13 protein-coding genes and 1 pseudogene are annotated in these 13809 nt (G+C 55.2%); 8 read left to right on the top strand and 6 right to left on the bottom strand.

Annotation, left to right across the window (positions count from 1 at the left end; genetic code table 11):
• Both ACLQ7H_RS11400 and ACLQ7H_RS11405 read right to left on the bottom strand, forming a co-directional pair.
• Positions 1 to 1785, bottom strand: a 1785-nt coding sequence (locus ACLQ7H_RS11400; RefSeq protein WP_411752760.1) for a M3 family metallopeptidase, incomplete at its 3' end; no start/stop codon positions are given.
• A 232-nt stretch (positions 1786 to 2017) separates the two neighbouring features.
• Positions 2018 to 2476, bottom strand: coding sequence for a GNAT family N-acetyltransferase (locus tag ACLQ7H_RS11405; RefSeq protein ID WP_411752761.1), 459 nt, complete (start codon positions 2474 to 2476; stop codon positions 2018 to 2020).
• Positions 2477 to 2842: 366 nt separating this feature from the next.
• Between ACLQ7H_RS11405 and ACLQ7H_RS11410 the strand changes: the two are divergent.
• The 4 genes and pseudogenes from ACLQ7H_RS11410 to ydfG form a co-directional block, all read left to right on the top strand.
• A pseudogene (locus ACLQ7H_RS11410) lies at positions 2843 to 4114 on the top strand (MFS transporter); the annotation flags it as partial.
• A gap of 3 nt (positions 4115 to 4117) precedes the next feature.
• The gene (locus ACLQ7H_RS11415; RefSeq protein ID WP_411752762.1) at positions 4118 to 5176 is read left to right on the top strand and encodes an aldo/keto reductase; all 1059 of its coding nucleotides are present in this window, start codon (positions 4118 to 4120) and stop codon (positions 5174 to 5176) included.
• A gap of 98 nt (positions 5177 to 5274) precedes the next feature.
• Positions 5275 to 5799: a GNAT family N-acetyltransferase gene (locus ACLQ7H_RS11420; protein ID WP_411752763.1), complete on the top strand. Its 525-nt coding sequence runs from the start codon at positions 5275 to 5277 to the stop codon at positions 5797 to 5799.
• A gap of 65 nt (positions 5800 to 5864) precedes the next feature.
• Positions 5865 to 6611 carry a bifunctional NADP-dependent 3-hydroxy acid dehydrogenase/3-hydroxypropionate dehydrogenase YdfG gene (gene ydfG, locus ACLQ7H_RS11425; RefSeq protein ID WP_411752764.1) on the top strand — a complete coding sequence of 249 codons (747 nt, stop codon included), beginning with the start codon at positions 5865 to 5867 and terminating at the stop codon, positions 6609 to 6611.
• 53 nt (positions 6612 to 6664) lie between these two features.
• Here the strand turns inward: ydfG and ACLQ7H_RS11430 are convergent, their stop codons facing one another.
• Complete coding sequence (locus ACLQ7H_RS11430; RefSeq protein WP_411752765.1) at positions 6665 to 6991, bottom strand: YnfA family protein; 327 nt, start codon at positions 6989 to 6991, stop codon at positions 6665 to 6667.
• Positions 6992 to 7125: 134 nt separating this feature from the next.
• Here ACLQ7H_RS11430 and ACLQ7H_RS11435 point away from each other — a divergent pair, with 134 nt between their 5' ends.
• Complete coding sequence (locus tag ACLQ7H_RS11435) at positions 7126 to 7485, top strand: DUF1283 family protein (protein WP_411752766.1); 360 nt, start codon at positions 7126 to 7128, stop codon at positions 7483 to 7485.
• A 77-nt stretch (positions 7486 to 7562) separates the two neighbouring features.
• Positions 7563 to 7868 (top strand): DUF1161 domain-containing protein, encoded by a 306-nt coding sequence (locus tag ACLQ7H_RS11440; protein ID WP_411752767.1) that lies wholly within the window; start codon positions 7563 to 7565, stop codon positions 7866 to 7868.
• A gap of 42 nt (positions 7869 to 7910) precedes the next feature.
• On the opposite strand, the gene ACLQ7H_RS11445 is transcribed toward ACLQ7H_RS11440, so the two are convergent.
• On the bottom strand, positions 7911 to 9404 hold the full coding sequence (locus ACLQ7H_RS11445) for an MDR family MFS transporter (RefSeq protein ID WP_411752768.1): 1494 nt from the start codon (positions 9402 to 9404) through the stop codon (positions 7911 to 7913).
• 365 nt (positions 9405 to 9769) lie between these two features.
• On the opposite strand from ACLQ7H_RS11445, the gene ACLQ7H_RS11450 reads away from it, so the two are divergent.
• Positions 9770 to 11143, top strand: coding sequence for a cytochrome c peroxidase (locus ACLQ7H_RS11450; protein WP_411752769.1), 1374 nt, complete (start codon positions 9770 to 9772; stop codon positions 11141 to 11143).
• 107 nt (positions 11144 to 11250) lie between these two features.
• Complete coding sequence (clcB, locus tag ACLQ7H_RS11455; protein WP_411752770.1) at positions 11251 to 12531, top strand: voltage-gated ClC-type chloride channel ClcB; 1281 nt, start codon at positions 11251 to 11253, stop codon at positions 12529 to 12531.
• On the opposite strand, the gene bioD is transcribed toward clcB, so the two are convergent.
• Positions 12519 to 13199 carry a dethiobiotin synthase gene (gene bioD, locus ACLQ7H_RS11460; protein ID WP_411752771.1) on the bottom strand — a complete coding sequence of 227 codons (681 nt, stop codon included), beginning with the start codon at positions 13197 to 13199 and terminating at the stop codon, positions 12519 to 12521. The genes clcB and bioD overlap by 13 nt on opposite strands.
• Positions 13200 to 13362: 163 nt before the next feature.
• Positions 13363 to 13809: ROK family protein (locus ACLQ7H_RS11465; RefSeq protein ID WP_411752772.1), on the bottom strand; the 447-nt coding region annotated here is incomplete at its 5' end.

Consider the following 13809-nt stretch of genomic DNA (forward strand, 5'->3'; position numbering starts at 1 on the left):
CAGCAGCGCGGCGGCCAACAGCTCGGTCATGGCGTAGCCCTTGTTGAACTTGTCGGCCTTGTTGATTTTATCGACCAACACCTGCGGCATCGCCTCACCCGTTTGGTAATGCTTGGCAAAGTGGGCAAATACCTGCGGATCGCTGACCCAGTGCTCGTTAAACTGCGACGGGAACTCGACAAAATCGCGGGCAGTGTTGGTGCCCGACAGGCTTGGATATTGCTGATCGGCAAACATGCCGTGCAGCGCATGCCCAAACTCGTGGAACATGGTGATCACGTCGTCATAGGACAGCAATGCCGGTTGGCCCGCAGCGGGTTTGGTGAAGTTGGAGACGTTGTAAATCACCGGCTTGGTACCGTTGAGTTTGGACTGCTCAACGAAGTTGCTCATCCAGGCACCGCCGCCCTTGTTGTCACGCTTAAAGAAATCGGTGTAAAACAGCGCCAGAGACTGGCCGTCTTTATCAAACACCTCGTATACCCGCACGTCCGGATGATAAACCGGGATACCTTTGCGCTCTTTAAAGCTGATGCCATACAGCAAATTGGCGGCATAGAACACGCCGTTATGCAGTACGTTGTTCATCTCAAAGTAAGGCTTGATCTGTGACTCATCCAGATCGTACTTCTCTTTACGTACCTGCTCGGCGTAGAACTGCCAATCCCAAGCGGCCAGCTTAAAGCCGCCGTTTTGCCGATCGATGACCGCCTGAATATCTTTGGCCTCACGTTCTGCCCGGGCCGTGGCGGCGGGGACGATATCACGCATAAACGCCAACGCCGCATCCGGGGTTTTCGCCATCTGATTCTGCAACTTCCAGGCAGCATAGTTCGGGAAGCCCAGCAGTTTGGCCTGCTCAGCACGCACTTTGGCTAACCGCGCCAGGGTTTGGCGGGTATCGTTGGCGTCATTTTTTTCTGCGCGGCCTATCGACGCTTCGAACAACTTTTGCCGGGTATCGCGATCTTTCAGGTTTTGCAAATCAGGCTGTTGCGTGGTGTTTTGCAACACCAGGAGCCATTGTTTATCCAGCTTACGTTCGCTGGCCGCCTGCGCAGCTGCTGCCAACTCGCCCTCTGAAAGCCCAGCCAGCAGGGTTTTATCACCGATCGCCAACGCGCCGTTTTTGCTGGCTGCCAGTAATTTATTGGTGAACTGAGTGCTTAGCGTTGCCGCTTCCTGGTTTAACGCTTTCAGTTGGGTTTTATCCACGTCAGAAAGGTTGGCACCGGCCAGCACATAGTTTTTGTAGGTCACCTCTACCAGCCGCAGGGACTCGGCGTCTAACTTCAGGCTATCACGCCGATCGTAAATCGCTTTGATGCGCGCATACAGTTTACTGTTCAGCATGGTGGCATCATCTAACGCCGCCAGCTTCGGCGAGGTTTCTTCATCCAGTTTTTGCAGTGCATCGCTGGTGTTGGCGGAGGTCATCGCGCCAAACACGTTCATGGTGCGCGTCAATAGTGCGCCACTCTTTTCCAGCGCCACAAAGGTATTGTCAAACGACGGTTGCGCCGGGTTATTGGCGATCTCTTCGACTTCTGCCAGTTTCTGCTGGATGCCGGCGGCGATGGCCGGGGCATAATCGCTTTCGCTGATGACATCAAAGCGAGGGGCTTGGAATGGCAACTGACTGGTGGCAAAGAACGGGTTTTCTCCCTGCTTATCCTGTTTAACTTCTCCAGCCACTTTCGCCTCCTTAGTCTGGGTGTTCGTTTCTGCCAGCGTGGGCGTGCTTAGCGCAACGCCAATAGCCAGTACCAGGGTTGATAAACGCATCAAATCGAAACTCCTCCATGTCTTAATGTAGGGACGCTGCGTCCACTTGGATAGAAGCTGTAAATTCAGCAACATAGCCTAGCTTAGGCCCAGATGGTCGTTTGAGCAAAAATAACCGCAACGAACTGGCAATGTAGCGAATGGAGATTTTTCAGGAGTAAACAAGTTCCACCGTAGGGACGCTACATGCAGCGCCCGTTTTGCGCCCCTACGTTTGAACTCTGAGGAGATACTACAAAACAAGCGTCATAAATCTGCTGTTTGGATCAGGCTGATACTCTGCAAACGGTTCGCAATCCACAAAGCCATGCTTGTGGTAAAGCTGATGACAGGCGGCAAATCCCGGTTGTGTCCCCGTTTCCAGGCTGAGACGCGAAATGCCCCGTGCGCGCGCGACTTGCACGATGTGCAGCAAGAATTGATTCGCCACGCCACGACGTAAAAACGCCTCCGCTGTGCGCATTGATTTCAGCTCACCATGCTCTGCATCCAACATTTTCAACGCACCAATCCCGGCTAATTGCTCCCCTTCCCACGCAGACCAAAATGTCACGGCAGGGTCACGAAGTTTTTGAACGTTCAACGCATGGCTGCTCTCTGGAGGAGATTGCTCCAGCATGCCAGAAATATGATAAGCCACTAATGTTTGCACGGCATGATGGCTAAGATCGTCGATTTTGATGGTGAACATACTCGGTTTCCAAGGGTAGGTTTTAATTGTTGGCACTATTAAAGCGAACGACCGATTTTTCGTCCAATATCGATTTCTTATGGCGGTAGCCAAGCCACCAAAGCGTAACACCGAACGATTAAAAGGTTGCCAAAATGGACGCCTTGAGCGAGCAGGCGGTTAACTCGGCACGTCACACCTGGCCGCCTTTTTTCATCTTCAGGCGGCGGTTCACTCCATCACTTGATTTCCATCAACAATGCCTTGCCGCCACTCTGTTGTTATTGGGAAACCGAGGCTTTAAATCATAAGGGACTTATGAACGCTATCGCTTGCAAGGCAGTACTGTTTGACCTGGACGGCACCCTGGTGGACTCAGGAGCCTGTATATTTATCCCCGCCAGCGGCTGGATCGCCAACCGGTTTGGTGCCCGCAATATTTTCACCGCCGCTATCGTTATTTTCACCCTGGCCTCGGTGCTATGCGCCCTTAGTACCACCTTGCCGCAGTTTACCGCTGCTCGCATTCTGCAAGGCTTTGGCGGTGCGCTTATGGTGCCGGTCGGCCGCCTGGTGGTGCTGCGTAATACCGCCAAACCCGATCTGATCAACGCCATTGCCACCATTACCTGGCCAGGGTTAGCCGCGCCGATCCTGGGGCCCCCGGTTGGCGGTTTCATCACCACCTACGCGTCCTGACACTGGATTTTTATCCTCAACGTGCCGCTTGGCCTGTTGGCCCTGTTCTTCGCCTGGCGTTTGATCCCTCATGAGCCCGCCCAGAAAAGTGTCCCCTTTGATGGATTAGGTTTTGCGCTCACTGGCGTCGCCTGCTTCGGACTGATGTTTGGGCTGGATCTGATCAACAGTCCGCAACTTTCCGGGCTGGTGCCGATGTTGTGTCTGGCCGCCAGCCTGGCGCTGGGAAGCCTGGCAATACGTCACGCCAAACGCCACGCCTATCCCTTAATGGATCTCTGGGCGATGCGGATAAAAAGTTACGCCGTCACTATTAAGGGCGGCACTCTGTTTCGCATCGCCATCGGTGCCGTGCCGTTCCTGCTGCCCTTGCTGTTCCAAATCGGCTTTGGGCTGAATGCCTTCGATGCCGGATTGCTGGTGCTGGCGGTGTTTGCCGGTAATCTGGTGATGAAACCGTTCACCTCCCCCATCCTCTACCGGTTCCGCTTTCGTACCACGCTGGTGGTCAACGGCTTACTTAATGCTGCCACCATTTTTGCCTGCGCGCTGCTGACTCCGCAGACCCCTACCTGGCTGATCCTGACGCTGCTGTTTGTCAGTGGTTTGACACGTTCGATGCAGTTCACCGCACTGAATACGCTGGCGTTTTCCGAGGTGCCGCAACCGCGCATGAGCGGTGCCAACACGCTGTTCAATATGGCCCAGCAGATGGGTAGCGGCCTGGGTATCGCCATCGGCGCACTAGCGCTGCGGTTGGCGGAGAGGCTGATGCCACAACACCAGGGCGTGGTGCCGCTGGCCGATTTCCAACTGGCCTTCATCGTGATTGGCGTCATCGCCCTGTTGGCGGTGCTGGATAGCTTTACACTGGGCGCAGAGGCGGGCAATGAAATCCGCCAGAGGAAAAACGCGCCCCCCACATCTGAAAAATCTATGGCAACCAAGGTAAGGAGTTAAACGATGCAATACCGTCAACTTGGCCGTTCCGGCCTGAAAGTTTCGGCTCTAAGTTTAGGCACCATGACCTTTGGAGGACAAGGCAAGTTCGCCAAAACCGGCGCGACCGATGTTAACGAGGCGCGCAATCAGATCGCCATGTGCATTGACGCCGGGATCAACCTGTTCGATACCGCCGATGTGTATTCAGCAGGCCAGTCGGAGGAGATCCTCGGCCAGGCATTGGGTAGCCAACGCCACGAAGTGCTGGTCGCCAGCAAGGCCCGTTTCCCCATGGGCAGCGGCCCGAACGATGCCGGGCTGTCACGCCATCATCTGATCCGCGCCTGCGAAGCCAGCCTGAAACGCCTGAATACCGACTATCTCGACCTCTATCAGTTACACGAGTGGGATGGCATCACCCCGGTAGAGGAAACGCTGCGGGCGCTGGAAGATCTGGTGAGCAGCGGCAAGGTACGCTACACCGGTTTGTCCAATTTCTCCGGATGGCACCTGATGAAACACCTGGGCAGCGCCGAACGGTTGGGATTGGTGCGCCCTGTCAGCCAACAGATCCATTACAGCCTGCAGGCGCGTGAAGCGGAATATGAGCTGCTGCCTATCGCTCAGGATCAGGGGCTTGGGGTATTGGTCTGGAGCCCATTGGCCGGTGGCCTGCTCTCGGGCAAATACCGCCGTAATCAACCCACACCGGAAGGTACACGCCATTTGGCCAACTGGGGTGAGCCGCCGGTGCGCGATCAAGCAGCGCTGTTTGATATTGTTGAGGTGTTGGTGGACATCGCCCACTCCCGTGGCATCTCTGCTGCGCAAATTGCACTGGCCTGGCTGTTGGACCGCCCAACGATAACCTCGGTAGTCATTGGTGCCCGTAACGCGGAACAGCTCAAAGATAACCTGCACGCAGCCAACCTGATCCTCAATGAAGAAGAGTTGCAGCGCTTGGAAGCAGTAAGCCGTCCGCCGCTGATTTATCCGTACTGGCATCAGGCCTCCACCGCGCCCGACCTTCTCTCTGCGGCCGACCTTTTGCTGCTTGCTCCCCACCTGGTAAAAAAATAAGTCGCATCTGCCGCTAATCAACGTAATATCGATGATCCGCCCCGTTTTATCGGGAGCGGATTTTTGCCGTTTTAGGCCTGAAAAGCGAGGTAATAATAATGATGCACAGTGACCTTACTCAGTGCCGTGTGAACACCGATCGGTTGTTGATTGCCCCCTTTACCGCAGCAGACGCCGACGATGTTTACCAGGCGATCACTCCTACGCTAACGCGTTTTATGACCTTTGAACCAGAAGAGTCTCCCGAGGCGTTTGCCAACGTCTGGGAAGGCTGGCTGCCGTTGATCCGCGAAGGTGAAGAAATCATCTTTGTGGCCCGGCTGCGTGACAGCAAGCAGTTTGTGGGCATGGGCGGCGTGCATAATCTGCACAGCCAGACACCTGAGCTAGGCATCTGGGTGAAAGAAAGTCTGCATGGCTTGGGCTATGGGCGCGAAATCGTGCACGCCATGACAACCTGGGCCAGCGAGCGCTACCACCCGCCGTACTTCATCTACCCCGTCGCCGAGCAGAATACGCCAAGCCGCCGCATTGCCGAATCGTTGGGTGGGGCCGTGCAAGGCCGCCGCGAGAATATCAAATACGACTGCGTGGTTTATCACGTGCCAGCCATCAACGGTTAAAATTGCAGGGTTAACGCAACCGCGTTAGAGTGGATGCAGGGTAAAAACAGTTAAGGAACAGCAGCATGATTATTTTTGTCACGGGCGCTACCTCTGGTTTTGGTGAGGCGATTGCCCGCAAATTTGTACGAGAAGGCCATCAGGTGATTGCCACTGGCCGTCGTGTGGAGCGCCTGGAAGCGCTGCAGACAGAACTCGGTGAAGCACTGCATATCGTGCGTTTGGATGTCCGCAACCGTGCGGCGATCCAGCAGGCTATCGAAGAGTTACCCGCAGCACTGCGCAACGTTGACGTGCTGGTGAATAACGCCGGTCTGGCGCTGGGCCTGGAGCCTGCGCACAAGGCTAATGCGGACGATTGGGAAACCATGATCGATACCAACACCAAAGGGTTGGTCAACATGACTCGCGCACTGCTGCCAGCCATGGTGGAACGCAACGTTGGCCATGTGATCAACATCGGCTCCACCGCCGCCAACTGGCCTTATGCCGGTGGAAACGTTTACGGCGCGACCAAGGCCTTCGTTAAACAGTTCAGCCTGGGTTTACGCGCCGATCTGCATGGTACCCATATTCGCGTTACCGATATTGAGCCAGGCATGGTTGGCGGCACCGAGTTCTCCAACGTGCGTTTCAAAGGGGATGACGGCAAGGTAGATAAAACCTATCAAGGGGTCGATGCCCTGACGCCGGATGATGTTGCCGAAGCGGTATTCTGGGTGGCAACGCTGCCTGCCCGCGTCAATATCAACACCTTGGAAATGATGCCGGTCAGCCAATCCTTTGCAGGGCTGAGCATTCATCGCGGTTAAAGATCCTGCTCTGTGGCAGGGCACCAGCCCTGCCATTCAAGCATGCGGCGCCCCTACGCAGTGCGCCAACCGGAAACGATAATCAGCATCCCCAGCAGTGCCACACCGGCCCCCAACCAATCCATAGTCGACAGCTTCACGCCATCAACCACTCGCAACCAAAGCAGCGCCGTTGCCACATAGACTCCGCCATAGGCGGCATAGACTCGCCCGCTGGCCGCCGGATGCAGCGTCAACAACCAGACAAACATCACCAGGCTGAGGGCCGCAGGCAGCAACAGCCAGGGGCTGGCGTTTTTCTTTAGCCACAGATACGGCAAGAAACAGCCAATGATTTCGGCCAGCGCCGTGGCAAAAAACAGTAAAGTGGTTTTTAACATTGCCGCTCTTTCTCTCAGTAGATTAAACGAACCTGGCTACAGGCTGGTGCAATAGAACAGCACAGTGATATATTTAACCCATGCTACAGCCAGTGTTGCTGGTGGATGCAACACTCACTTATAAGGATGAAACAATGAAATTATCTTCCCTTCCGCGCCTGATGTTACCGGTTGCCCTGTTATTGCTGGCCGGTGCCTGGCAGGCTCCCGCTTTCGCAGCCTCTTGCACCCAGGGCAGCACCTGCGTCACGGTTGACGGCAGCGGCGGCGCAGTCATGAGCAACGAACAGGCTCGCCAAAGCAAAGAGCAGTGGAACGAAACCAAATCGCTGCGCAGCAAGGTCAACACCCGCGTAGAGAAAGAGTTTGATAAGGTTGACCGTGCTATTGACGACGAAGATCGGTGTGATAACAGCTACAACGTCAATGCCTATTGGGAACCTTCAACCCGTAAGTGTCTGGATCGCACCACTGGCCGTCCAGTCACTCAGTAATGGCCAGCAAGGGTAAACTATTCAAGCCAATGCTGCTATCCTGACAAAGGTCATTCGTCTCAAATAAGGATCCAATGATGAAAAAAGCGCTTGTAGTAGGTGTACTGCTGTTAGCCACCGCGCCGCTGGCCGCTTTTGCCTCATGTGAGAGCATAAAGGCGGATATTGCCCAGAAGATTGTCAATAACGGCGTGCCGGAATCCGGCTTCAAGCTGGAGATCGTGCCTAACGATCAGGCGAACCTTGCCGGTGGACAGGTGGTCGGCCATTGTGGTCAAGACACACAGAAAATTGTCTATACCCGCCTGAGTAACGGCGACGACAGCGGCGACACGGCGCAAACTGGCACCAGCCAGGATACCCAAGCCCAAGCCCCGCAGTAATCGGCCCCAGGGCGCAGTTCGTTACTGCGCCCCTCTTCTTACTTACGCCTGTTTAACTTCTTCCCCTTCGCCCTGTGGCCGATGACGCGCCGGGATCAACATAGCCGCACCCAAGGCAAACAGCGATATCAACGCCGAGACCAGGAATACCCAATGCATTGAGGCGGCGACATGCCCGGTAAGATCCGCCAGCGCCTCTGGCAGCATGGTGTTGCGGACTTCTGGTTCCATTAACTGCTGCACCGGATCAACCGTTTGTGGCAGACGCAGATGCAGATTGATATTCAGCGTGGCCCCCAGAATGGCAGTGCCGATGGCCGATCCGACCATCCTGGTGAAAACCGTGCAGGCGGTCGCGATACCACGAATGCTGTAATGTGCCGCATTCTGTACCGAGACCAGGAAGGTGGTATTACACAACCCCATGCCAACCCCGATGATAAACGCCGCCACTCGCCCCCACAGCAAACCACCAGTAGGCTGTAGCAGCAGCAGGATAAAACCACCGGCCACCAACAGCAGCGCGCCAAGCAATGCCGTGGTGCGATAGGAAGTCAGCAGCATTAAACGCCCGCTCAGCATACTGGCCAGCGGCCAACCAAGCGACATCAATGCCAACGTAGTACCCGCCTCCAGCGGAGTTCCGCCCTTCACGCCCTGGATAAAGGTTGGCAGGAAGGCGCTGATGCCCATCATGGCAGCACCGATCACTACGCCGCCAATATTACCGGCCACAATCACGCGGTTTTGCCACAGGGCGAGCGGGAACAACGGTTCAGGCGTTCGGCGCTCCTGACGAATTAGCAGGATCAGCGCCACTAACGCCAACGCCAGCAACGGTATGATCCACCCTCCCAGCATTTCCGCCTGTAACAATGACAGCAGCAAAGCGGCAACAAAGATCGTCAGCCAGGCCGTTCCCGCCAGATCCAACGCATGCTTACGCCCCTGTTTGTGGTCTGGCAGGTAGCGCCCCAGAAAATACATCGCCAGCAGGCCAATGGGCAGGTTGACCCAAAATACCAGTGCCCAAGGCAGATGTTGCACGATAAACGCCCCCATTAACGGGCCCAGAATGGCGGAAACTCCCCAGACGCTAGAAAGATAACCCATAACCTTAGGCCGCTCGGTAGCGCTATAAATATCGCCGATCACGGTGGTGGCGATCGGCATGATTGCCCCGGCTCCCAGCCCTTGCAGTAGACGGAAGGCGATCAGCCAATACATATTCGATGAGAAACCGCACAGGATCGATCCCAGCAGGAACAGCGTGGCACCAAAGAAAAAGATGGGTTTCCGGCCGTATAAATCCGCCAAACGCCCGTAGATCGGGATGGTAATGGCCTGAGCCAGCAAATAGACCGAAAACACCCAGCCTAACAACGAAAAACCACCCAGGTCGCTAATAATCGTCGGCATCGCGGTGGCGACAATGGTCGCTTCAATGGCAGACATGAACATTGCCAACATGCAGGCAAACAGGATCAACGGCCGATGGGCTACCTGGGCAGTGCTCGAAGAAGTGTTAGTGGTCATCTGTTTATCATCTGTCCTTATGTCTTTTATTTTCCCGGAGTATAACAGCCAGAGCATACTCTGTAGTTTGTCAGGGGCCGTTGCGCATCCTGATCCTGCAACAACGCACCAATTGAACAATTTGTGACAGTGTCACCAATAAAAGTTCAGCCTATTGAATACTAGGTGGTTTCTTAGAAAAGGCCTGTAAGCCACGCCACGCCTCCTTCATCGTTATAACCTATCCGAATGATAGCGCATACCAATGATAGTGATTGATTTTAATCAAGTTGCTCCCCGCCTCTGGCCGTGACAATCCGATTGCCCCTTTTTATTACCTCTTTATATGTAGGGTTATCTGGCAGTCAACTCAATGGAGCGAGAACATGATTAAAAAAATTATTCTGGGATGTGCCGTTACCGCCGTCGTCGGCTATTTGGGGACAGTCGGCTATGTCTACCATTACGATCAACAACGTAACCCCGCCGTTGCTGGCAATCAAATCGATACTCTGTTAACCCGCAATGGCTGCGACTATTGCCACTCCAACTCGGCTAAACTTCCCTTCTATGCCGAGTTGCCGATCGCCAAACAAATTATGGCGCAGGATATCCTCAGTGGAAATCGGCATTTCAACCTCGAGGCTACCCGTTCGGCTCTGCAACAAAAAACCGCAGTGCCGGAAGTCGATCTGGCTAAGCTGGAAGCCGTGCTGCAAAACCAGGAAATGCCGCCGCCAATGTATAAGATGGTCCACTGGGCCGGTGATGTCAGCGACGGTGACCGTAATGAACTGCTGAGCTGGGTCCGTCAACAGCGCGAACAGTTCTATACCCTGCCGGATACGCCAGCAGAACTGCGAGGTGCCGCCTTACAGCCGGTGCCAGCCTTATTACCTACCGACCCGCAGAAAGTGGCGCTGGGCTTCCGGCTGTTCCACGACCCACGCCTGTCAAAGGATAACAGCATCTCCTGCGCCCACTGTCATAAGCTGGGTGAAGGCGGTGTAGATGGCCGAGTTTCCTCGCTTGGCGTCGACGATCAGGTTGGGCCAATCAATGCCCCGACGGTGTTTAATGCGGCCTTCAATATGGCGCAGTTCTGGGATGGTCGAGCGGCAGATTTACAGGCCCAAGCGGGTGGGCCCCCGATGAACCCGATCGAGATGGCCTCTGAGTCCTGGGATGAAATCATCGCTAAACTGGATCAGGACGCGTTGCTGAAAGCCGATTTCCGGCGCGTATATGCTAACGGCTTCACCGGCGATAACATTACTGACGCCATTGCCGAGTTCGAAAAGACGCTGATCACGCCAGATAGCCCGTTTGACCGTTACCTGAAGGGCGATGGTGAGGCTCTGACAGCACAACAGAAGCACGGCTACCAGCTGTTCCAACAAAACAAATGCGGCACCTGCCATACCGGCATCAACCTTGGTGGCCAATCCTATGAGGTGATGGGGCTGAAAGCGGATTACTTTGCCGCGCGCGGTAAGCCTACCGAAGCCGACCTTGGTCGTTACAACGTCACTAAAGATGATGTCGATCGCCACCGTTTCAAAACCCCAACGTTACGTAACATCGCCCAAACCGCCCCTTACTTTCATGACGGCAGCGTGACTTCGCTACATCAGGCGGTCAAGGATATGCTGACCTATCAGGTTGGCGCTACCTTGCCAGACAGCGATATCAAGGATCTGGTCGCACTGTTGGAAGGCATGAACGGTAAATATCAGCCTGCCACGCCTCCAGGCGGTTGATGCTTTAGCGACAACGCAGGGGATCAGGTAAAGATTCTCTGGTTTTCAGGTGGGCAGACAAGCACAATGCCCACCTGAATCACTTATTTTTTATCATCTGCCAACGCATGAAACAACGGGTCCCTCTGCACCACTATCGCGCCCTGCTGCGCCATCTGTTTATTGCCGTCCTACTTGGCATTTGTGCTGCACTGGCCGTGTGGTTATTTCACCGCGCCATGTTCGGCCTTGAATGGCTGTTGCTGGATCATGAGGAAGGCAGCTTGGTGGCCGCCGCTGCTGCACTGCCTGGATGGCGCAGAGCGTTGACGCCCGCGCTGGGTGGACTGGCTGCTGGCTTTTTACTGTGGATGTACCAGCGTTACCAACATCAAAAACCCATCGCCCCGACCGATTATATGGAAGCGATTGAGACCGGTGACGGGCGCTTGGCCGTTAACGCCAGCCTGATAAAATGCCTGGCCTCGCTGTTGGTGGTATCCAGCGGCAGCACCATTGGCCGCGAGGGGGCGATGATCCTGCTGGGGGCGTTGGTGGGTTCGGTGTTTGCCCAACGCTTTACCCCGGCGAAGGAATGGAAACTCTGGGTGGCTTGTGCGGCCGCCGCCGGGATGGCCAGCGCCTATCATGCCCCGCTGGCGGGTAGCCTGTTTATCGCGGAGATCCTGTTTGGCTCACTGATGCTGGCCTCGCTTGGCCCGGTGGTGATCGCCGCCGTAACCGCGCTGCTGATGACCAATCTGCTTAATGGGGGCCAGGCTCCGCTGTATATCGTGGAACCGCTTGCGGCTCCCTGGCCGGTGCAGTATCTGTTAATGGCTTTGGTTGGCCTTCTGGCGGGAGTGTGTGGCCCGCTGTTTCTGTGGGCGATGGCGGCCAGTGGGCGGGCATTTCGTTCGCTCAACCTCGTTCCACCGTTACAGCTGGCGCTTGGCGGGCTGATCGTCGGGTTGCTTTCCTTGCTGTATCCCGAAGTCTGGGGAAATGGCTATAGCGTGGTGCAATCTTTACTCTCGGCCCCACCGGGGATGCTGCTGGTCAATGCGATCCTGATTTGCAAACTATTAGCCTTGTTGGCCAGCAGTGGCTCAGGTGCACCGGGTGGCGTGTTTACGCCAACATTATTCGTGGGAGCCGCATTGGGCTCGGTTGTGGGGCAGATGTTCGGTCTGTGGCCGGAGTTAGGGACTGCAGTGCCCATTCTGCTGGCACTGACCGGTATGGCAACATTGCTGGCTGCCACCACTCATGCGCCAATTATGGCGGCATTAATGGTGTTTGAGATGACCGGGGAATATACCCTGCTGCCCGGCATTCTATTGGCTTGCGTTATCGCCACTACCTTTGCTCGCGGGCTACGTCCGCTATCGGTTTATCACAACGTGTAGCGGTCAACCAGCTGCGAAACGTCCAGATACTGTGCCAGCTCACGTTGTTCCGCGCGTGGCAGATACGGGATCTCACCCAGCAGCGGAGCCGGAATGCGTTGCTGCATCGCATCGATAGTTTCTGCATAGTGTGCTAAACCGGGGTTGATACGATTAGCCACCCAGCCCAGCAATGGTAAGCCATCGTTAATAATTGCCTGTGCGGTCAATAGCGCATGGCTGACACAACCCAGTTTGATCCCGACCACCAGGATCACCGGCAACTGTTCCTGCACTACCCACTCGGCATAAGGACGGAGATCGTTCATCAAGACCCGCCAGCCGCCGCTGCCCTCTACCACCACCGTATCGGCCTTGGCGGAGAGATGCTGTAAGCCACGGCTCATCAGCCCGTAATCAATATCCTGGGTGGCATGCGCGTGGAACACCTCATCCAGACAGGTGATCGGGTTGATTTCGTCATAGGTGAGTGGCAATGAGGAAGAAGCCTGTAAAACTAAAGCGTCTCTATTGCGGATGCCTTCACTGGTTTCCTGGCAGCGTGCCGCGATGGGCTTATAACCCGCCACTGAGCGACCTTGCGCAGCGAAAGCCTGCAATAAACCGCGGGAAACCACAGTTTTACCTACGTCGGTATCCGTGCCTGTAACAAATAAACGCTTTAACATGAATAGATTGCCTTGAAATGCCTCGTTAACCTAAAAAATCGCCGTAAATCACGACGAGAGTCGTCCTACGGGAAAAGTCTAGGGGATGCAACTCAACGGGGGCTTGAGGTAGCTCAATCTTTTGGCGGTAAATAATAAGAAAGTCTGATAAGAATAATTTATGTCAACCTTGTAGCAACTTCACCAACAACGAACCGTTATACATGGCTTCTTTCACCAGTGCAGCTCCCGGCATGGTGCCCTGGTTGAAGAACTGGGTGGATTCAACTTGTACATGTTCGCTGTACGCAGGCAAAGATTGCTGGCGAATGCAGGAAGCAATCGCCGGATGCAGGATTTCTGCGGCCCGGTTCAACGGTGAACCTACCAGGATTTTTTCCGGGTTGAACAGGTTGACCATGATTGCCACGATGCGCCCGACGCTGTGGCCCACGCCAAGAATGATATCTTTGGCTAACTGATCGCCTGCCAGCGCCGCATCACATAAGGATTCCACGGTCAATGGCGCGCCATGCAGCATGGAAGACATTGAGCCCCCCAGACGCTGCTGGGCAATTTCCAGCATGTTTTCAATGCTGGCGACCGTTTCCAGGCAACCATGGTTGCCGCA

It is taken from the genome of Serratia sp. (in: enterobacteria), assembly GCF_046715635.1.
GTDB lineage: Bacteria > Pseudomonadota > Gammaproteobacteria > Enterobacterales > Enterobacteriaceae > Chania.